Origin of the sequence: Dictyobacter kobayashii (genome assembly GCF_003967555.1) — a bacterium.
Lineage (GTDB): Bacteria > Chloroflexota > Ktedonobacteria > Ktedonobacterales > Ktedonobacteraceae > Dictyobacter > Dictyobacter kobayashii.
This window is the reverse complement of record NZ_BIFS01000001.1, coordinates 3682784-3703776: the sequence shown is the minus strand read 5'-3', so window position 1 is coordinate 3703776 and position 20993 is coordinate 3682784. Positions and strand designations below refer to the sequence as shown.

Below are 20993 nucleotides of genomic sequence, written 5' to 3'. Positions count from 1 at the left end.
ATAAGAGAAATACGCTGCGAGGTGGGCCTGCGCGCAAGTCCACCCCGCAGCGTATTTCCCTTATGCCTGTCTTTTAGCTATGTTGCGCTCAAATAATGTGCGCAGGTGTGGCCCGATACCATCCAGGCCGATAGCTATTTGCATGGCCTCCACATCCTCTGGCTCCCGTACCAGGGCCAGAATCTCACGAATAGTCAGGCTTTGCTCAGCGCGTTTGACCAGTTGTAGTGTATCGCCAGGCGCGATCTCCCCCTCTTGCACGACAGCAAAATAGAAACCACTACGACCACTATCCAGAAACAATTTCATCATATCCGGGCGCTCAAGCTTATTAGCGAGTTTAAAGCATGGGATACGTGGGCGAGTCACGCGCAACTCAACAGAGCCAATCCTGAAATGATCACCATTCCGCACCCATCCATCTGAAATGCCATCAATAGTCAAATTCTCACCAAAACGTACCCCAGGACAGATCCCGCTTCAGAAGATCGCGCCAATAACTATAATCCTCAACACCATAGGCATAGATCGCCTGCTCGGACCCACCATGTACCGTCAGATCTCCCTGCCGATCACCATCTATATTTTCACGGCGCACCATCACCGGTCCAGTCACTGGCTGCTTAAATATGCCAGTCGGCTCGACCCTGCCACGCCAATTAACATCCCGAGGCTGGGCCACATTGATCGAGACAATACGCAGAGGATTTATTGCTTGCATAACTTTCCCGCTTCTCCAGTTATTAGCAGGGCTATTTAATGTTTCTCTTTGGCGCCTGCGGCGCCGGATGGAGTGTGGGGTGGGCGGCCGCGGCCGCCCACTCCACACCTGAAAGATGTACATTCTCTGGACGAACATTAAATAGCCCTGAGTTATTAGCTATCTATTATGTATTCAAGTATACACAAAAGAAGTAATATACCTGAAGCAGCATGAAAAAAGCTCCAGGTATACTCACGATCGAAAAGCAATATTATTTACTTTTCCAGGGTACTTTTACTATTGCGCTCGCCATCATAAGTGAGCAAGATACGCTTTCCTTCAAAGACAGTCTCCAGGTGCACCGGTCGTCCCCAGAGAGTATAGACATACTGCAAAGTCTTTTCAGCATAGCCTAAATCTAATTCCTGGCCCTCAAAGAGATGGGTGAGATAGAGCTCACGATTGCCACGATAATCACCATTATCGACCACCAGGTAAGGATGGCCAAAGTTGGTCATATTCGTGACAATCGTATCGCGTACCTTCTGCCAGTTCTTTTCAGCGATAACCCACTCATCACCTTCTTTCTTATACAGGTAGAGATCCAGATCTTTAATCAGATCTTCGGTCAGATAGTTACGCAAAAACGAGACATCATTATCCAGCTCGCGCACCTCAAAGATCTTCTGCCGACCCTGGCCTGGTTTTCGGCCCAGACGATCCTGTTCCTCATGGGTTGGATTATCCCAGCGCCGCTCAATATCTTCAAAGATCTTAAAGCCGACATAATACGGATTGAGCGAGGTACGTGAAGGGGTCAGTACACTGGAATGCAATTGCGCAAACTCTACCGTCTCAGAGTCTGAAATGATCTCACGATCCCCCAGTTGTCGCATAATGCGTGAGTGCCAGATCGAGGCCCAGCCCTCATTCATCACTTTGGTCTGCATCTGTGGGATAAAGTAGAGCATCTCAGTACGGACAATCTCAATGATATCCTTCTGCCACGGTTCTAGATGTGGCGAGTGACGAATCAAGAAGAGCAGTAAATCTTTCTCAGGTTTCTCTGGAAACTTAGGCGTCTTACCAGGACGACGATCACGCTCTTCTTCAGCCTTTTTAGCTCGATCTTCCAGGCCCCAGAGATCATCGTATTCGCTGCTACGTGGCTTCCCACTGTCATCAGAGTCAGACGATGTATCTGAATTCAACAAGAGATTATAGTCAATGTGTTCCTGAATCGAGAGGACAGCATCCAGGAAACGCTCAACCTCATCTTTGCCATGATCAAATTCGTATTTAGCAATCCGTTCAGCATGTACGCTAGCCTTATCAATCATACGCCGCGAGGTATGCTGAAAGTAAGCATTATTTTTAAAAAAGTCGGTATGACCAAAGACATGAGCAGCCACAAAGGTGTTTTGCAGCAGGTTATTCATATCCATCAGGAAAGCATAGCTGGGATTTGTGTTCACCACCATTTCATAGATCTTGCTTAGCCCGAGATCATACTGCATCTTCTGTCTATGAAACGCCTTACCATGTGTCCAATGGCTAAAACGCCCCGGGAGGCTATAGGAGGCGAATTCATACATGATGGATGCAGGTACCAACTCAAAGTGCGTTGGGAAAGGATCGAGCCCAAATTTATGGGCCTCCTCCCATGCCGCATCTATTCCATCACGCAAGCGTTCAATGTCGCTGTGAGCAACATCATTCATACAAGAACCTCCTGAATCTACCTGCCAGGCACAGCATCACGCTGGGCAAAGAACTTGCGCAAAGCAGGATACACCTCTTTTTTATCCGATATGGTAACAGGAATGAACTTCTTGTCATTGATCTTGTTGTAAGCAGACATCAAGGTACTGGGAGAACGATAATGACCCTCGCGGATCTCGCCATAACCGAAGATGTTACACTGCTCCATCAGCTTATTGACCAGCTGCACACAGCGATCATTATCCCAGGGTAGATTATCTCCATCCGAAAAGTGGAACGGATAGATATTCCAATCGTTGGGATTATAGCGCTCCTGGATAATCTGTAGCGCCAGCTCATAGGCAGAAGACACCTGCGTACCACCACTCTCTCCCTTATGGAAGAACTCTTCCTCGGTCACCTCTTTTGCCTCGGTGTGATGGCTGATAAAAACAATCTTCACATTGTTATACTTCGTGCGCAAAAAGCGCACCATCCAGAAGTAAAAGCTACGCGCAATATACTTCTCAAATTCGCCCATCGAGCCCGAAACGTCCATCATAGCAATCACGACGGCGTTAGACTGATACTTAATGGTAGGTTCCCAGACCTTAAAGCGCAGGTCGTCCGATTTAATATCCTTAAACTCAGGCTCCCCCTTGGCGGCATTGCGCTTAATATTCTCCATAATAGTGCGCTTCTTATCCAGGTTGGCCATAGCACCTTTTTTACGCACATCAGTAAAACGGACAGCCTCGGTCTGCATCTCTTGCTGACGTTTTTGCTCTAGATTGGGCAGGCCAAGATCTTCAAAGATAAGAGCGGCCAGCTCCTCCATTGAGATCTCTGCTTCGTAGTAATCATAGCCAGCTTCCTTACCCGCTTCCCCCTTCTTCCCCTTGCCCGGCTTAGGCTCTTGCGCAACGACATCGCCCACCTTACTCTTGCCGTTACCCTGTCCAGCATGCTGCTGGCGCCCAAAATCATAGCGGAAGTTATATTCTTCAAGCGAGCGAATCGGGATTCGCACCGTCTTCTTACCATCGGAAAGAATAATACTCTCTTCGCTAACAATTTCGCCAAGATTCTTTTTAACCGCTTCGCGAATTTTCTCTTTGTGGCGTTCCTGGTCAATCTGACCTTTGCGGTGCAATGACCAATCATGTTGGGAGACAGACATGGATGATTTTCTCCTTGCTACTATGAGACAACTCTGAGGAAGGCGGCACTACCGTTGGAAATTCGCCGCTGAACTGCCAACGGTTTCCGGAACATTCCACACTGATCATCCTGCATCTGACACAATTACCGATTCAAGAGGCTGCCAGTATAACGGAGAAGTTCATTGGCGCTCTCATAAGTATAGCCTTGCTCGGCCACCAGGCGCTCAATAACTTCATTAATCTTCCGCAACTGCTCTTTGTCTGGGGTACGGGTCGAGGTCGTAATCTTCACGACATCGCGCAGGTCGGCAAACAATTTCTTCTCGATAGCTTCTTTCAGTCGCTCATGGCTGGTGTAATCAAAGGTCATACCTTTGCGGGCCAGCGAGGAAATGCGGATCAGAATCTCTTCGCGGAACGAACGCTTGGCGTTCTCCGACACACCGATCTGCTCCTCAATTGAGCGCATCAGATGCTCATCGGGCTCCATCTCTTCATCAGTAATGGGATCACGCAACTTCGTTTTGTTGCAATACGATTCTACATTATCGAGGTAGTTATTAAGCATCGTACGGGCCGACTCTTCATAGGAGTAGACAAAAGCACGCTGGACTTCCTTCTTAGCGATCTCATCGTACTCTTTGCGGGCCTCGCTGATGAAATTGAGGTAGCGCTCACGTTCTTCGCGGGTAATGCTGGTGTGCTGATCCAGGCCATCGCGTAACGCACGTAGCGCGTCGATAGGGCTAATATAAGTGACGTTATTTTTGATCAAGGCGTTCGAGAGGCGGTTAATGACATAACGGGGGGAAATGCCATCCATACCTTCGCGTACTGCTTCCTCCTGCAATTCGCGCACATCCTTCTGCTTGAAATCCTCCATATCTTCGCCATCATAGAGTTTGAGCTTCTTCATCAAACTCATACCGGCTTTCTTTGAAGGCTCTAAGCGCGTCAGAACCGCGAATATACTGGCGATGCGCAAGGTATAGGGAGCGATATGAACATTTTGCAGCGAGCTTTGTTTGAGCAACTTCTCGTAGATCTTGACCTCATCAGAGACGCGCAGATTATAAGGAACCTTCACCAGAATAATGCGGTCCTGCAACGCTTCCGATTTCTTATTGCCAACAAAGGCCTGATATTCATGTTCATTGGTATGGCTTACCACCACCTCATCAGCATAGATCATGCTGAAGCGGCCTGTTTTGATGTTCTGCTCCTGGCTGAGGGTCAGGAGTACATACAGGAATTTCTCGTCGGTTTTGAGCATCTCGACGAATTCCATCACACCACGGTTCGCAATGTTTAGTTCGCCATCAAAGCGATAAGCACGAGGATCACTCTCAACACCCACTTCACCAATCGTAGACAGGTCGATGCCACCCACCAACTCACTGATATCCTGGCTCTTAGGATCGGAAGGCGTAAACGTACCCACGCCAATACGATACTTCTCGCTGAACGTAATACGCTTCAACGGAACTTCTTCAATGCGACCACGATACTGGTTATCTACCATATAGCGGCAATGGGGCACAGATCACCCTCCACGTAGATGCCAAACTCTTTCTCCACATCGCCACGTAGCTCATATGGGATCAAATGGAGAGGTTCCTCGTGCATCGGGCAATCTTTAATCGCATAGATTGCGCCTTCTGGCGTACGGCTATATGCTTCCAGGCCACGCTTAATCAGTTGGACAATCGTCGACTTACCACCACCCACAGGCCCCATCAATAGAAGCACACGCTTACGGACCTCCAGACGCTGGGCCGCGGAATGGAAGTAATCCACAATTTGCTGGAGAGGCTTCTCAATACCAAAAATCTCGTCGCTAAAGAATTTGTAGCGCGTCTCTCCTGTACGGGTGGTATCTACCCCACCATCCATAATCATATTATAAATGCGTTCATGAGAAAGTCGAGCTACCGCTGGCTTCTTACAGGCTATCTCGAAGTACTCCGCGAAGGTCCCTTCCCACATGAGCTCGCGCTCACGGTCCCGGTATTCTTCTAACCGCTTCACCAGATCCATAGTTCATCCTCTCTGTGTATGACTAGTAGTGTATGGGGAATGGGGTCATTACCCTTCCTGGGCATTCCTACACTACGCTTTTTGACTGCTGCTACGGTGTACGAACCAGAAAACGCACTACGTGACCAGGAAAGATCAAGAGGAGAAAGGGTGAAAAAGAGAGTATCGCTCGTATACGTTTTTTATCCAATATCCAACACAATACGTTGGACTCATAAGACCAAAAGGACCGGATTCTTGCTCGTCGTTTATAGCGAGAAAACCAGCCCTTTCTACTTTTCTGAGGATAATATTTAAATGTAGATCTGTGATACTCTTTGTCCAACCCTTAGATCGAATGTGTTGGGATACTATCGAAAGTTGCATCATATCGATGCTCCTGCGCTGTTTCAATCGGTCCTTTCTCACTCCAGGTATCAGGCAAGAGATGAACGCTATCTACGATTGAAAGTGCTATGTTCCTCCGCCACGCAACTACCGCCACGAGCTCCCATTATCTTATAGGGTATAAGCTCATTATAGCATATTTTCTTATTCCTTGAGAAGGGGTCAAACTTGCAGTTTATGTATGTGTTAAGAATGGGCTACGACAGAGGTTTTAGCCCACCTACTTTTTACGCATCAGCAAGCTCTTTTTTTCCCTGAAAAAGATTTTCTTGCTAAAACGGATTATACCATAAAGTTGTTTTGACAATGCCATCTTGCAGCATGCTGGTATGGTTCATCTGGCATGAGTTGATAATTCCGCTTAATTATGCATCACGCCAGATTAATGTGACGGCTTCGCCACGGCCAATACCCAGGGCGCGGGCCGCCGAACCATTGTGGATAGCAATGCCAATATAACCCGAACTATCCACATAAAGGAATGGCTCCTCCGCATTTTCCTGGTCAGCAAAGAATCGCCGGCGCTCGGTGATGATAAACTGCTGGCGAGGAAGTAAAAGATGCACAATGGGACGATCAAAGAAGTCAGGAAGCAGATCAAGGGCAATGGAGGTCACCAGATTCCCAAAGTGGTCCACATAGGCAACTTCGGCCTCAAGGCGATCCGGCTTCTGCACCGGTTGCAGCCGATCCAGGCGACGCAAAGTAGCCACCTCCAATGGCTCTCCCAATTCGTGCAATTGACGACCGGCAGCAATGTGAGCACCAACAGGAGAAAAAAGATCACGACCCTGAAAAGTCGAGCTGACACGGGGAAGATGGTAAGCGGCATTGGTGAGCTTGACCGCGGCATGGACTGGTTGTTCAGCCAGTACGAAATGGAACAGCCCATTATCAGGTCCAACAAAATACCAATTGCCCGCATGAATAGCCACCGGAGACCGTTCGCTCCCAACGCCAGGGTCAACCACACAGACAAAGACAGTGCCAGCGGGAAAATACTGATAACCCGTTCCCAATGCCCAGGCGCCCGCCACTATATCCTGTGGTGGAATCTCATGCGTAAGATCGACGAAAGTTACACCCGCTACAATACCTGCCATCACCCCCTTCATAACGCCAACGTAGTTATCATGCGAACCAAAATCCGTTAGCAAACCAATAACCGGAGAGACAGATAGAGAAACATGTTGATGCATAGTACAATGGTCCTCCTGTAAACGTGAAAAAGCAGCCGTAATATATACTCAAATAGCGATAAGCGTACACGGCGGGCAGGCAAGATGTCATTAGTCACCTATCGTACCCGATTGTTATGACATTATAAGAGATATATGCTATACTAGCTCGGAATACAGTCACGGCGCGGCACAAGACAGAGCAACAAGGCTCCCACAGCCTGTATCACCATACACTTCCTCTGCACTGTGTTTCTGCTCGTGCCTGTAAGGTAGGGGTATAGGCACAGGAGGCTTTGATGGACAGCGTTGTAGGATCAAGCGAGCACACATTGAAACTTACCCCTGTGAACTCAGTTATCATGCGGCTAGCAACTGGAGTGATACAGGTATGAATATTAGCACAGGTGGACCACACCTCCTTCTTTTCGAACGAGATCAACAATTTGCGACACTGCTAGGCAGTGAATTACAATTAGCAGGCTATACCAATCATACGGCCCGTACTGCCGTTGAGGTTTTTGATGCCATTGCTCGCTATCCTATTCGGCTAGTTATGGTGAATCTTGCTCAGGCTGCGGCCGCGCGTAGGGAATTCTGGGTGGCATTGGATACCCAGCGTCGAGATCGCAAGGTTCAGGTACTCACATTTGTCTGCACTAACCTGGCTGGTTATGGGCCCCGTGATCTTGATGATCACGCCTCAAACGCCAATGCAGATATGGAGATCGATGGTATGCTCGGCTTGATGAGCCTGGTCGATGCCGTCCGGGTACGAGTTCCCAGCGCGACTATCCCAATGGATACCACCAATCCAAATACAAATACACAGCCACGGATGCCACGCTTCTCATCATTATCTACGCCATCCGCCAATCAACGTCCAGCACAGACTGGAACTGGTACAGCATTTTCTACCACCTTACCATCAGACACAGGTTCTCTACAAGCCCATTCCAGGCCAGCTAACGCAACATCCTTGCCACAAACGCCGCTTAACCATTCCATTACATCGTCACAACCAGCCATCCAAAATGCGTCACTAAATCAGAGCCAGAACCATATCCCTTCACCAGCGACTGGTCTGCCCGGCTCTAATCAGCCTTCCTACAGTGAGAAGATTCGTGCGGTTCTCTATCCCAATCAACGCGCATGGGGTTCGCAGGATACAGGCAGCCAGCCTCCGGTTCAGGATAACCGAGAGAAACCCAGGCCTCAACCTACAGTCAGCCAGCCGGTAGTGCCCCAAACAACCCAACCAGTTAATAACGATTCAACGGTGCTACAACGGCTCGCCAGTGGACAATTAAGCTACGATGGGCCCAATGAGTCTGGTCTGGCCCAACTATCCCGTATGGTCCAGGGCTTTCGTTCTCCAAACCGTGACGAGCCAGCGCCTGCTCCTACCATCAATCCTAACCAGAATATCAGTACAACTTACGTACCAACGTCGCCCACGCCCCCACCAGCCGCATCACAGTGGACACCCCTTAATACCACAAACTATACGACGACACCTGTCGAAACTAGAGAGAGGCCACAGGGTCAGACAAATACTTATTATTCCAATGCTCCTCAGGCCGAAACAAACAATTCAGCTTCTATGCGGGCAGTGCATCCAACAACCACCTCATATTCGACCCTTGACACCACCCGTGAGCGTGAAGCCAGGCTAGAGCAAGTCATCCAACAGGAAAACAATCAGACGCATGCGTCACCCATCAACCTGGGCGCCCGCCTCACACAACCTGATGAGAAAATAGGAACCCAGCCCTTACGCGCTTCTCCTATTCAAGATATGCCAATCGAGCGTACGGTAACAGGACCAGCCATCGGCGAGACAATGCGTCGGCCCGATGTACTCTCACGCACTAACTATGGTCCACAAACCGCCCATCAGCCGGCGGTCAATCCAACCAATCAGACCACTTCTCCGCATCTGGCGTCGATTTCGACACCCTTACCAACCGTTACACCAACACCCAACAAAATAGTTGTGCCCCTCTTCACGCCAGAAGTAAAAGAAAAACCAACGGCCCAACCAGAAGTTAATCGTGAGCTTCCGGTCAACGAACCCAAACCTATGGCGACTGGAACAGAAGAACCCACGACGACAATGGCAAGCAAAGAGAGGGAGAATAACACTCAGTCCTCAATGGAGCGAGAAGAGGAACAGCCAATCAACAACATACAGATACCCGATGATCTGGCAGAAAGTATGACTACCAATAATGCAGTCTTACTGGATATTGTTCAAAGTCTCCCTCCCATGCCAGCGTTGTCCGAGCAGTCTAATAGCGTGCAACCCCAGGTATTAAGTGGCAGGGCGACACGCTCGCTTAACAAAGTGTTACTTGACGGACATCTGGTTCCACAGGATCGTCTGGAGGTTGCTCAAAACATTCAAAGGATGTTACGTGGTGTGGATTTGAATTATCAGCTTGGTGAAATATTGCTTATGTTTAAGTTGCTTACTCCCGACCAGTTACTGGCTGCGAGCCTGGTGAGCTATGGCTTGATTACAACCACGCAGATCAGCGCCCTGGGCCGTATTCGCCAGGAACTACACTCGATGGGGCTGGAATACGATCTAGAGAATCTTTTGATCCTGTTCAGGATTTTGACGCCCGAACAGTTGCGCGAGGTACGCACCAGTTTACAAAGCTAAATGGTCCGGAGAGAAAGCCCCGGCGATGCATCCCTCATGCTTTTTGCAAGCAAGTACATGCATCGCCGGGGCTTTCTCTCATTTTATAGAACTTTTTCGATGCGAGCCCCGAGGCTACGTAACTTTACATCCAGGTGCTCATAGCCACGTTCGATATGTTCGATACCATAGACGGTTGAGGTTCCCTCGGCACAGAGCGCCGCTAGAATATAAGAACAACCAGCACGAATATCAGGAATATCCAGGCGCGTAGCAACCAGTGGCGTTGGTCCTCGTACCACACAGCTATGCATATGCTGCTTTTCCCGGAAACGACAGGGGACTTCACCCAGACATTTGGGATAAAGACCGATGTGGGCTCCCATACGCTCAAGGGCAGTGGTATAACCGAAACGATCCTCATAAATAGTTTCATGGATCACCGACATGCCCTCTGATTGCGTCAATAACACAGTAAAAGGCTGCTGCCAGTCGGTCATAAAGCCTGGATGAACATCGGTCTCTAAAGAAATGGCCGGAGGTGCCTTGGTATCACCAATAAAACGAATGCCTTCATCATCAACCTCAAAACGCAGCCCCATCTTGAGCAACGTATTTAAGAAAGAGAGCAAAGTATCCTGTTGCGCATGGCGTAAATACACATCGCCTTTAGTCAAATAGGTTGCAACCGCCAGTGAGACAGCCTCGTTACGATCGCTAAGCAAGGTATGGCTGGCACCATGTAATGACTTCACGCCTTCAATTACAATACGTCGATCTACCTTAAACTCGATGATGGCACCCATCTTTTGGAGCATTTTGACCAGATCGACAATCTCTGGCTCGTTAGCGGCATTCTCAATGATGGTAACACCTTTGGCCAGAGAGGCTGTAATCAAGAGATTCTCGGTCGCCATTACACTGGGGAACGGAAGAGAGATAGTAGCTCCATGCAGACGTTCAGGAGCCTGGCAATAATAATAGCCATCTTTTTCGGTAATCTTCGCCCCCATCTGCTGCAGACCTTGAATATGGAAATTAATCGGTCGCGGCCCGATACGATCACCACCCGGCAACGGAATCACAGCCTCGCCACAGCGATGCAGCAAGGGCCCGATCATCATCACGCAGATACGATTAAGCCCCCCAACGGCACTCGATACACGGTAATCGACTATCTCATTGGTGTTAATAGAGAGGGTATGCTTATCCCGATCAAGCTGGATTTGCGAACCTAATTCCTGGCAGAGCTTGACTGTCAATTCTAGATCACCCAGGATCGGGATGTTACGCAAGGTGCAGGTATCGGACGTCAGGAGCGAAGCAATAACCATCTTGGTAACCGCGTTTTTGGCCCCACTCAGGGTTACCTCTCCCTGCAAAGGAGAGCCCCCGGTTACCAGATAATGGGGAGCCTGGTGCTCTTCAACTTCAAACATTATTTCTAGACCTTCCTACGATTTTCCAGAATTTCCGGGTGCCTTCCAGAGCCAGCGCAATGCATTGAGCCGGGAAGGAGGAGACATAACATTACGCCTGAGACGAGGATCCGTCTTGCGCACAGCAGCCTGCTCCTGATCCAGATCATCTAAGAGATCTAGAAAATTATTGACACTCTGTGCCACACCCTCAACCATCAGATAGCCAGATGGTTTCACTGCATCACCCACCAGATAGAGTCCCTGCACATCTAATTGTGGCTGCACATCCTCGCCCTGGGCCACGCGGTTCACTGGCCATTCACCACGATAAGTGCCCATAGTCAAAATCTGACAGTGTTTATCAAATGTTTCGCCAAACATGCTCCGCAGATCGGCCAGAGCCAGGCCGCGCTCTTCCTCTACATTATTGCTCTGAATAACCTGGTGACTGATCAGGAGATGCTTGCCAGCTGGAGCCAGAGAAGGATCACTATTGGTTGGCTGCACCATACCAGCAATGCGTTTGGTATCCAGACAATACATGATGCCTTTATGAGGAATCAACGAGACATCGCTCAGAATATGCACCTTCAGGCCAACGGCTTCCTGCACATCGTCAGACGCCGTAACATTGGCCGTGTGGTCCTCGGCATATTTTTGCTTGAGCACATCAGCTTGCTTAATACGGCGATGCTGCAACAGACCATTGGTAGCGCGTGGTCCAATATCGCTGACTACCAGTGAAGCCTGCAACGATTGCTCTTCGCCCGTAGCCTTATTTTTGATCCGTACACCACTGACACTTCCCTGTTCCTGTACAATACTCAAGACTTCCGTGGAGAGCATGATCTCTCCATTGTAGGTCTCAACAAGCTTTTCTAGCTGGTGCGTAATCTCACCACAGCCACCCTCCACAATCGCAGGCGCACCGAAGCGAAACATATTTTTGGTCGTACGAACAACTTCGGCGGTACTGACCTGGTTTAGCTCAAGACTTAAAGCGAAACGGGAGATGCTGGCAAAAAAAGCGACCAGTTGTGGATTGCGCTCGACATTGATGTGGCGCTCAAGCCAGAGATCAAAGGGGAGGCGACGTTCTTCGGGAGGCAGTTGACGAAAGAACATCAAATAACCCAGGCGGATAAACCAGAAGAATTGGCGCGGCCCTAGAAATTGTGCGACGCCCAGGAGCCCACGCGAACGATACTGTCTGCCATGCACATGAAATGAACCAAAAACATCTGCGTCATAGAGACGATGCGGTACGTTAAGTCGGCGTAACATGTGTGATAGTACACCGCTACTGCCAAAGGGCACCATGTGTACAGCGCCAGTACTGACCTGCACACCATGAAAGTTCTTAGCGGTAAAACGACCACCGCTATGGGGCAGACGTTCTACGACGACTACACGTTTACCGCGTTGTAAAAGATGAGCGGCACTAAGCAGGCCTCCCAGGCCCGCACCAATGATAATAGCATCGAAATGCTTGGTCGTGTGCGCGCCAGAAGCATCTTCAGAAAGATCCCCGACACGCGGTGGTGCTTGTTTATACATGAGATTTCCGGTAAGTTAGCAAGATTGATATCACAGTGACTTGACTCCCACCTATGCACACCGAAATACCCGGCTCCTTCAGAGAGACTGTAATCACTTGTAGTGTAGGTAGTGGTCAGACGTAAAACAAAACTCAGGACAACTAGAAAAAGAGAAAGGGCGGAGCCAGGTGTCCGCCCTGTTAAATCATATGCAAGAGGAGCGCGGGGTGATTACCTCTCCTCACCAATCAAGCTGCGTAGCAAGCTATTGCACTCAGCCATAGTATTCAACACATTCTGATGAATCTGGAATACCTTGTTAAGCTCGCGAGCTTTACGCGCCAGTTTGGTGACGTACTCAATATCACGAGGATTATTCATTACATCCTCCATCAATTGGAGTAATTCAGCCCAGGCTAAAGCTTCGCGGCTGCGGGCAACGTCAGCAATCATACCATCCATGCGATCAGACACGCGCCGAATGCCGCTGCGCAACTGATTGGCAGTCTGTGCAACCTCAGTATCATGATTGCGCATAGCATCTTGAGTGGCATTAAACTGCTCCTGCAGCGACATAATCTGTCCATCCAAAGATGAGAGAGCGGCCATCAATGCACTCATATCAGGCAATGAAGGAGGCGTAATCGCTGAGAAACGGCTAAAGGAGATATGACTATCTGAAACAGGCGTCGGCGAGGAAGGAACCACATAGGGGGTCTTTTCAACGCTAGCAGGTGCAGCGGGAGCATTCTCTTCGGGCTCATATGCCGCAGTCACTGGTGCAGGCTCTTCAGTAACAGGAGCTGGTGCTGGAACTGGCTCATACTGCGAGATCGGCGCCTCAGCCTCTGGTGCTGGAGTAGCCGGTGGCTCAGCTGGAGTCTGTTCGGCGACCGGAGCATCATAAGAAGCAGGCTCAGCCCCCATCTCAGAGGTACCGTAATCGTCATTGTCAGAGATAGTCCCATTTTCATCGCTGCTGGTCCGGTAGGTCCAATCTGGATTGGCGGGAGAATTCTGAGGAACAGATATCGTCGGCTGATTTTCTAGCTCATTATTCTGGGTACCATGGGCTCTAAAAAGGAGCTCATGCTCGCCAATGCCAACATGATCTCCATCCTGTAAAGGATAGGGAGTGGCCTCTTCCAACTGCTGCCCATTCACAAAGGTACCATTGGCGCTATGCTCATCGTGCAACATGTACTGGCCATTTTCGTAGCGCAGCGTAGCATGGCGACGTGAGGTCAATTTATCCTTTGAGAGCAAAATGTCGCTGGTTGGCGCACGGCCAATAACGATCTCATTCTTATCCAGTGGATATTCCTGGATGATATCTCCATTATCAGAACGGAGCACAAAAACACCTGGCTCTGCAATTCTATCGAGCGTCGCCTGGGCGGTGCCAGCAGGCTCGCGCACAGTTGCAGGCTCAGCTGATGGACCCGCAGCGGTTGGCGCGGAAGGATCAGCTGCCCAGGATGCGCCGCTGCCCGGCACAGGATTTGATGGCTGTGAACTCCAATCATCTGGTGCAGCAACAGTGGCCTCACCAATCATTGGTTGAGCCTGCTGACCTGAAGAAGGTGAGGGAGTTGCAGGAAGCAGGCGATTGCCACAGTTTAAACAGAAGTTGTCACCTTGCCGAGTCTCAGCCCCACAGTAGGGACACTTATCCATGATAAAAGTTCCTCCCATTTGTATGCGCGCATGAATATATTTCGCGTGCACGTAAAACTTCTGTCCATTATATCAGAAGTGTAAGTTGAGCGTCGAGTATAATCCCCTGAAGAACGGCATGCTAAGGCGTCCTATACTTTCTTGTGCCACCCGTTCTGAAGGAGACCAGAGCTACTTAAGAGCCTGTACCTATGTCCCATCTTCTCTGCCAGAACCAGCTCTTACAAGGGTGCATAAGCGAGTATATCTTAGATACGATCGCTCCACTAACTAGGACGAACAGGAAGGGTATTTTTCACGGCTCAGTTTAAAAATGAAGCGGGCACTATTTGGCCGGAGTCCAATCAACATCAGGCTGCAAATTCTGAAAAATTTGCTGCAAAGTGCTGGTGTTACCGCGAGCCGAAAACACGATATTGGTCTGATCCCGAATGCCATTACATAATTGAACTGGCTCTTTGGCCGCTGTAGGGGTCGATGCAGAACCATGCGTGTTCGTACTATTCGCCGTCGAGGCAGTCCCCTGAGAGACGGTACACTGGAATGTGATATTTTTGACACGTACAGGTGCCTGTGAAAAGCTCATGGCATCCTGACCTGGTAACACATAGGTAATCGTAAAGTTGCTACCAAAGATAGGATCACGCAATGAGCCAGAAACGCTGAGCAGGCAGGTGCCAGCGGGCAGGCTTTTCGGCAAATAAATAGTGAAACCCAGATCGCTTTTGACAGTATTCCAATCCGTGACGGTCCTGGGTTTACCATCAGCTGGTCCCAGGTCGGTTGATTTAGCACCTGCCTGAACATGATCAGAGGCTTGATCACGGAAAATCTCACTCGGCTTACCACACCAACCCAATGATGACAATTGCACTGGAGCGGGGGTAGCAGCAGCGCTTGTATGGGCATTCCCACCATTGTTTGAATTGCTATCACTGATACAGGCACTGATAACCATACTAAAGAGGAAAAGCATACAGGCAAGAAAGATGAATGATTGTGGGCGTACATGTATACCAGCCACACCCCGACGAGGGCGCGGCACAAACCGATAAAAAAGAGACATCAGAAGCTCCTTAAAAGTATATATGCATTTTCGACAGCTCGATTCTTCCCTATCCACCACCTCAAGCCTCACTCAACATTTGTATGCTAAATATTCGGAATGAGAGTAAGCCTGTCACAAACATATTGTAATTCTCTACCATCCGGGGCAAACTTCTAAACATGCTATTTAAAAGCAATCGTAAACGCCGCCTGGACGCGGCTAGCTCCGCTGCCACTGGCTTAGCAATTCAACTTGATCAGTGGCGAGCAAGAGGGTGCGCCTGTCAGGCAGCTGCGCTCATACGATTGAACGGCATTGCCATTAATCTAGTCATGGCAATTTACGGGACAGAAAGAATCTATAACTGGTTCAGTATACTTTACACAACGAATGAAAACTATGAGATAGCTCGCATTATGGTACCAAAAGCCTCAAAACATAAAGAATATCTTCTTTTTATAGCAGCCCCAGGAGTACATAGAATGGACACGTTCAGACGGCAGGTATAATGATCTGGATGGTACGAAAGGAGGGCTTTACAGCGTTTTGATTTAATGCTACCATTACACTCTGCCGTCACGAGATTACTATCAGAGACTTATTTTTGTCTAAAAACACCTATGCCTACTACTGATAACGTGCGGGTAGTGTATTAAAAGCAAATTGAGACACTAGCTACAATAAACCAATCTCCCCAAAGGGGTGCTGCGTGTGAATGCAAAACAAATCTGGCAAACAGCAATAGAACGATTAAGGCCAAGGGTGAACTCTGCCGTTTTTACAACCTGGTTTCAAGGGACCTCAGCGCTCTCATTTCAAGACGGCGTTTTTATTATCCGCGTTCCAACCACCTTTGCAAAAGCACAGTTAGAAACACGCTTCCAGGAATTAATTCGTTCTACGCTGGTAGATATCACTGGTGGTCCAGTCGAAGTTCGCTTCGAAGTAACCAAAGAGCAGCCCGCCGCATCTGATAATGGGGCTGACTCAAATGCCTATCGCCCGGCCAAACGCACCTACCGCCTTTCGAAGGGACGCCTGTCAGCTCCACTGCGAGGGAAACGTGTGCCTCCGCCCGAAGCGGCCCCCACGATTAATTCTCTGGCGCCATCAACGCCACCGGAAACTGTTTATCGGCAGAAAAAAGAAGATTATGGGATTCCAGCACGCCCACCGGTAAACTACAAACAGGATCAGCCAGAGAAGCCAGCGCCTTCATCATATACGTCTTATGCAGAGGCAGCGGCCGCCCGTGAAGAGCCCATACACAAAGAAGCACCGCCGACAAAGGAATATAGTCCCACGCATGTCAGCGTCGAAGGGCTGCTGATGAATCCACGTTACACGTTTAGCTCGTTTATCGTGGGTAAATCCAATAAGCTGGCCCATGCGACCTCGCTGGCCGTAGCCGAGAATCCAGGGCGCATTTATAATCCCCTCTTCTTATATGGAGGCGTTGGCCTGGGCAAGACCCACCTGTTACATGCCATCGGACATGCAGGCGAGGATGCGGGACTAACCGTTCTTTATACAACCTCAGAGAAGTTTACCAACGAGATCATCAACGCGATCCGTTTTCAAAAGACGGAAGAGTTCCGCTCTAAGTATCGCCAGATCGATATACTGCTGGTCGATGATATTCAGTTCATTGCTGGCAAAGAATCAACTGAGGAAGAGTTCTTCCATACCTTTAATTCGCTCCACAATGCTAATAAGCAGATTGTGGTAACCAGCGACCGGCCGCCCAAGGCCATCAGTAGTCTGCAGGATCGCTTACGCTCACGCTTTGAATGGGGCTTGCTAGCGGATGTGCAGCCACCTGAATATGAGCATCGCCTGGCTATTCTACGCTCAAAATGCGATTCCTTACGCTTCACGGTACCCGCTGGCGTAATTGAATATATCGCGCGCCCGGTTTGCAGTAGCGTACGTGAGTTGGAAGGTGCACTCAATCGCGTTATTGCCTATGCAACATTGCATGACGCCCCGCTGACAGTCAGCCTGGCCGCACAGGCGCTGGAGCACATTTACGATAAGAAACCGCCGACGACCTCTAATCTAACGGTGAACGAAGTACTGGATGGTATCTGCCGCTATTACAACGTTAATCCAGAGCTGCTACGCGGCAAACAGCGCGATCGCGATATTGTCTGGCCGCGCCAGGTAGCGATGTACTTAATGCGCGAAGAGACGACCGCGTCCCTGCTACAGATTGGGACGGCCCTGGGTGGGCGCGATCATACAACCATTATGCATGGTTGGGAAAAAGTTCATGCTGAAATGGGTAATAATGATCTGGTGAAGCAAGAGATTGCTTCTGTGCTGGATTCTTTGCAGAATCATTCTTTCTAGATGTTTGTGGGCGTGCGCTGCGCGCCCGCATAGGTAGGAATGTAGGAGGGGAACGGTGCTGCGCACCGTTCCCCTCCTACATTCCTACCTATGCGGGCGGATGTTTTATGTGAAACGCTTCAGTGTCTCTTATTCTTAATGCGGCACAAAAATGGGCGCATTAAGAATAATGTCTCGGGCGCGTCAGCGCACGCATACAGGCAAAAGCAGCTGCTAAGCGTAGGAAACACCATGCCCGCCAGAAAATTAACTCCATACACCCCACAAAAAAACAGTGTATAATAAAACCAAAAACGAGTACCAGTCACCTTACTAGGAGCTACTTCGTATGCAGAAACAACAACACGCCAACTACGATCTGTTGGCGGTCTTCCCAGATGAGGCAAAAGCAGAAGCAGCCTCGGATAAGCTGAAAAAAGCCGGCTTTAACGCGGAAGAGATCCATCAACTCCCAGCTGGTAGCGTGGGGAGTGGTCAGTTCCGCGAGCATGGGCCCAACCAGGCCCGCGGCGATTTTTTCCTCCAAACACAACGTTCAGGTCCTAATCCGGCCATTATCGTGCTGTTCGCTGTTATCTGTTGTATCGTGGTCACCGGACTTACCTTTGCGACGACCTTTGCACTACCACATTTACCAGAACCAACCACGCTGATTGTAGGAGCCGCCCTCGGCCTGGTACTGGGTGCCATTCTGGGTTTATTACGGCGCGGCCGCGTCCGTGGTTCGATTGGGCAGCAGGCCCAGCCAGTGCCACCGCCAGCCGCACCCCGACAGGTACAGGGGAAATTGAATGTGATCGCGCTACGTTTTGATGATCCTGAAAATATTAGCCGCAACTCGCGAGCACGAGCCATTCTTCTCAATAACCAGGGTCGCATCGATCGCAGTGTCACCCGCCAGGAATAATGGCCCTCATTATAAAAACATCCCATTCCGCCGTGAATGGGATGTTTTTTTTCTATCTATAGTGATTGTTAGCTAAGGCACTAGTAAAATGTGTGACTCTTGGTTACAATAGATTTGGAAAGCTTAAGGCACAATCTTACTGTTCGTTAATGGAGAAATTATCCATGTCCAAGGATCAGTGGACTGTAACACGGTTCCAGGTAAGGCCGGAAGAAATCGTGCTTGATCGCACCAGGCTTCTTCCTCCCTACAAAGTTATTGTCCATGATGATGATTACAATGAAATGAACTATGTAATCTTCGCTCTCGTCCATGCAGTCAATAGCTTGACCGTTGCGGAAGCAGAGCGCATCATGTTGACAGCCCATCTAACCGGTCAGGCCATAGTTACTGTCTGCCCCCGGGAAGTTGCGGAATATTACCAGGAACGTTTATTAAGTTACAATCTCACAGCAACCATTGAGCCAGAATAAAGAGAAAAGCGACCGGCCGGTCGCTTTTCTCTTTATTCTGGCATGGATAATACTATTCAATTACCCTATTTTTACTCTAGGCAACCATTTTTCAGCGTCTTACGTATTATAGGCAGCAGCATAAACACAAGTGCCAGGTGAGATGTAAATCACAGGGTTAAGTGATCTATATTCCTACCAGTACCGAAGTACTTGTATATACATGCGCTATTGACGTCACTAACCCAAGAAGATAGAATGCTTAGTCGCTCGGATGTCACACCGTACAGTTAAATAAGCAGAGGCAAAGGGCCAACGCGAACTATAAAAGCGGTAGTACTGATTGCTTTATCTGAATAGCAATTTTGGTAGACGTTCGTTGAGATTAGCTGACACTGAAGGTGCCAGATGATGCTGTTTTATCACGCTCCATCAGGAGGGGAGAAATCATGGTTCACTTATGGGGTTCCAAGACCAAAGAAGAGACTGAGATCAGCAAATCAGCTCTAGGAGAATGTGCTGCCGGCGCCATTGCCGTCGTTATCAGCGGCGAAAAGCTTGACGCCAATCTTGTCTATCTTGGTTGCCAGATGGCAAAAGGAGCCAAACGTAAGGTCCATCTCGTTCATGTCATCGAAGTGCCACGTGCATTGCCACTGAAAGCCGTCCTCACTCAGGAATCCGAACGCGCAGACCAGATGCTCAGTTCAGCTATGGTAATTGCTGATCGCGTGGGTTGCGAAGCAGTTGCTGAAGTTGTGCAGGCGCGTGATGCGGGTCCCGCTATTGTCGATGAGGCGAGAGATCACAATTGTGGTTTGTTATTAATTGGCTTAATGCGCAATAATGGCAAGAGTCAAAGCGAGCTAAGCAAAACCGTTTCGTATGTACTGGCAAACGCACCCTGTCGCGTCTGGCTGGTACAAGATCCACCAACAGGCAATTCAACGCATTGATATAAATGTATCTCTAGGAGAGCTTTATCTTAAGAAGGAGTTCCACCTCATCATAGTTTGCAGTACAATCAATCTTAACAGAAAACTGAACCGAAGGGAATTCGGGCTTTTTCCTGATGGAACTGATACGTATATGGCTATGTATACGTATTACTAAGTGTAACTGCAATTTTAAACACATCTACCAGGCAGTGTGTCGGGGAGGAAATTATGATGAAAGACGACTCAAATACAAAGAGCCAGGCGGAACTCCCAACAAGAGATTATTATAAAGCGTTGCACCAGGCAGCGCTCACTATCTCGTCCAGCCTTGAACTTGATCAAGTTTTACAGAGCGTTGTGATCAGTATTACGGAAGCGATGCAGGTAAAAGCCTGTGGCCTGCGTCTACTAGACCAGGATACGGGACAGTTACAGCTGAGCGCGGTAAATGGATTAAGCAACGAGTATCTGTCCAAAGGACCTGTGAATGTTGTCAATAGCCCTATTGATAGTGAAGCACTCAAAGGTTCTCCCGTCTACATCCCTGATGTACGGACAGATGCTCGCTTTCAATATAAAGAAGCCGCTCGCCAGGAAGGTCTGGTCTCGGTGCTGTGTGTACCGCTGGAAGTTCATGGCAATGCCATTGGCGTAATGCGCGTCTATACCGATAGGCAGACTAATTTCTTGGAAGACGATATTCAATTTCTTTCGGTACTGGCTAGCCTGGCTGCCCTGGCAATTGAAAATGCTCGTCTATATGAGAATATCCGCAACTCTTACCATGGAGTCATGAATGCCTTCTGGGGCACCCATGTCTCCCTATAAGTAATGTATGCGGTTG

15 protein-coding genes and 1 pseudogene are annotated in these 20993 nt (G+C 49.1%); 6 read left to right on the top strand and 10 right to left on the bottom strand.

The window, feature by feature from the left end; genetic code table 11:
* Positions 1-60: 60 nt before the first annotated feature.
* From EL645_RS41020 to EL645_RS16325, 6 genes and pseudogenes are all read right to left on the bottom strand, one after another.
* A complete protein-coding gene (locus tag EL645_RS41020) occupies positions 61-444 on the bottom strand; it encodes an MOSC domain-containing protein (protein WP_218031871.1) in 384 nt (127 codons plus the stop codon).
* Between the two features lie 4 nt (positions 445-448).
* Entirely contained in the window at positions 449-721 is a 273-nt protein-coding gene (locus tag EL645_RS41015) for an MOSC domain-containing protein (RefSeq protein ID WP_218031870.1), read from the bottom strand.
* 257 nt (positions 722-978) lie between these two features.
* Entirely contained in the window at positions 979-2424 is a 1446-nt protein-coding gene (locus EL645_RS16340; RefSeq protein ID WP_126551507.1) for a SpoVR family protein, read from the bottom strand.
* 17 nt (positions 2425-2441) lie between these two features.
* Entirely contained in the window at positions 2442-3584 is a 1143-nt protein-coding gene (gene yhbH, locus EL645_RS16335) for a sporulation protein YhbH (protein WP_126551506.1), read from the bottom strand.
* A gap of 125 nt (positions 3585-3709) precedes the next feature.
* A pseudogene (locus tag EL645_RS45470) lies at positions 3710-5604 on the bottom strand (PrkA family serine protein kinase).
* 752 nt (positions 5605-6356) lie between these two features.
* Positions 6357-7190, bottom strand: coding sequence for an SAM hydrolase/SAM-dependent halogenase family protein (locus EL645_RS16325; RefSeq protein WP_126551505.1), 834 nt, complete (start codon positions 7188-7190; stop codon positions 6357-6359).
* Positions 7191-7560: 370 nt separating this feature from the next.
* Between EL645_RS16325 and EL645_RS16320 the strand changes: the two genes are divergently transcribed.
* Complete coding sequence (locus tag EL645_RS16320; RefSeq protein WP_126551504.1) at positions 7561-9837, top strand: hypothetical protein; 2277 nt, start codon at positions 7561-7563, stop codon at positions 9835-9837.
* Between the two features lie 83 nt (positions 9838-9920).
* On the opposite strand, the gene murA is transcribed toward EL645_RS16320, so the two are convergent.
* From murA to EL645_RS16300, 4 genes are all read right to left on the bottom strand, one after another.
* Entirely contained in the window at positions 9921-11255 is a 1335-nt protein-coding gene (gene murA / locus EL645_RS16315; protein WP_126551503.1) for a UDP-N-acetylglucosamine 1-carboxyvinyltransferase, read from the bottom strand.
* A 15-nt stretch (positions 11256-11270) separates the two neighbouring features.
* Positions 11271-12794, bottom strand: coding sequence for a phytoene desaturase family protein (locus EL645_RS16310; RefSeq protein WP_126551502.1), 1524 nt, complete (start codon positions 12792-12794; stop codon positions 11271-11273).
* A gap of 212 nt (positions 12795-13006) precedes the next feature.
* A complete protein-coding gene (locus EL645_RS16305; RefSeq protein WP_161977405.1) occupies positions 13007-14452 on the bottom strand; it encodes an FHA domain-containing protein in 1446 nt (481 codons plus the stop codon).
* Positions 14453-14777: 325 nt separating this feature from the next.
* Positions 14778-15518: a hypothetical protein gene (locus tag EL645_RS16300; protein WP_126551500.1), complete on the bottom strand. Its 741-nt coding sequence runs from the start codon at positions 15516-15518 to the stop codon at positions 14778-14780.
* Positions 15519-16211: 693 nt separating this feature from the next.
* Here EL645_RS16300 and dnaA point away from each other — a divergent pair.
* The 5 genes from dnaA (at position 16212) to EL645_RS16275 (ending at position 20977) form a co-directional block, all read left to right on the top strand.
* The gene (dnaA, locus tag EL645_RS16295) at positions 16212-17852 is read left to right on the top strand and encodes a chromosomal replication initiator protein DnaA (protein ID WP_161977404.1); all 1641 of its coding nucleotides are present in this window, start codon (positions 16212-16214) and stop codon (positions 17850-17852) included.
* A gap of 328 nt (positions 17853-18180) precedes the next feature.
* Positions 18181-18759 (top strand): hypothetical protein, encoded by a 579-nt coding sequence (locus tag EL645_RS16290; protein ID WP_126551498.1) that lies wholly within the window; start codon positions 18181-18183, stop codon positions 18757-18759.
* 164 nt (positions 18760-18923) lie between these two features.
* Complete coding sequence (locus EL645_RS16285) at positions 18924-19232, top strand: ATP-dependent Clp protease adaptor ClpS (protein ID WP_126551497.1); 309 nt, start codon at positions 18924-18926, stop codon at positions 19230-19232.
* Positions 19233-19660: 428 nt separating this feature from the next.
* Positions 19661-20167, top strand: a complete 507-nt coding sequence (locus EL645_RS16280) for a universal stress protein (protein WP_126551496.1) — start codon at positions 19661-19663, stop codon at positions 20165-20167.
* Positions 20168-20377: 210 nt separating this feature from the next.
* Entirely contained in the window at positions 20378-20977 is a 600-nt protein-coding gene (locus tag EL645_RS16275) for a GAF domain-containing protein (RefSeq protein ID WP_126551495.1), read from the top strand.
* The last annotated feature ends 16 nt before the right edge of the window (positions 20978-20993 follow it).

Excerpts from the sequence above, each read along its gene's own strand:
- EL645_RS41015 (WP_218031870.1), bottom strand. The coding sequence starts at position 721 with ATGCAAGCAATAAATCCTCTGCGTATTGTCTCGATCAATGTGGCCCAG.
- EL645_RS16340 (WP_126551507.1), bottom strand. The coding sequence starts at position 2,424 with ATGAATGATGTTGCTCACAGCGACATTGAACGCTTGCGTGATGGAATA.
- yhbH (WP_126551506.1), bottom strand. The coding sequence starts at position 3,584 with ATGTCTGTCTCCCAACATGATTGGTCATTGCACCGCAAAGGTCAGATT.
- EL645_RS16325 (WP_126551505.1), bottom strand. The coding sequence starts at position 7,190 with ATGCATCAACATGTTTCTCTATCTGTCTCTCCGGTTATTGGTTTGCTA.
- EL645_RS16320 (WP_126551504.1), top strand. The coding sequence starts at position 7,561 with ATGAATATTAGCACAGGTGGACCACACCTCCTTCTTTTCGAACGAGAT.
- murA (WP_126551503.1), bottom strand. The coding sequence starts at position 11,255 with ATGTTTGAAGTTGAAGAGCACCAGGCTCCCCATTATCTGGTAACCGGG.
- EL645_RS16310 (WP_126551502.1), bottom strand. The coding sequence starts at position 12,794 with ATGTATAAACAAGCACCACCGCGTGTCGGGGATCTTTCTGAAGATGCT.
- EL645_RS16305 (WP_161977405.1), bottom strand. The coding sequence starts at position 14,452 with ATGGATAAGTGTCCCTACTGTGGGGCTGAGACTCGGCAAGGTGACAAC.
- EL645_RS16300 (WP_126551500.1), bottom strand. The coding sequence starts at position 15,518 with ATGTCTCTTTTTTATCGGTTTGTGCCGCGCCCTCGTCGGGGTGTGGCT.
- EL645_RS16290 (WP_126551498.1), top strand. The coding sequence starts at position 18,181 with ATGCAGAAACAACAACACGCCAACTACGATCTGTTGGCGGTCTTCCCA.
- EL645_RS16285 (WP_126551497.1), top strand. The coding sequence starts at position 18,924 with ATGTCCAAGGATCAGTGGACTGTAACACGGTTCCAGGTAAGGCCGGAA.
- EL645_RS16280 (WP_126551496.1), top strand. The coding sequence starts at position 19,661 with ATGGTTCACTTATGGGGTTCCAAGACCAAAGAAGAGACTGAGATCAGC.
- EL645_RS16275 (WP_126551495.1), top strand. The coding sequence starts at position 20,378 with ATGATGAAAGACGACTCAAATACAAAGAGCCAGGCGGAACTCCCAACA.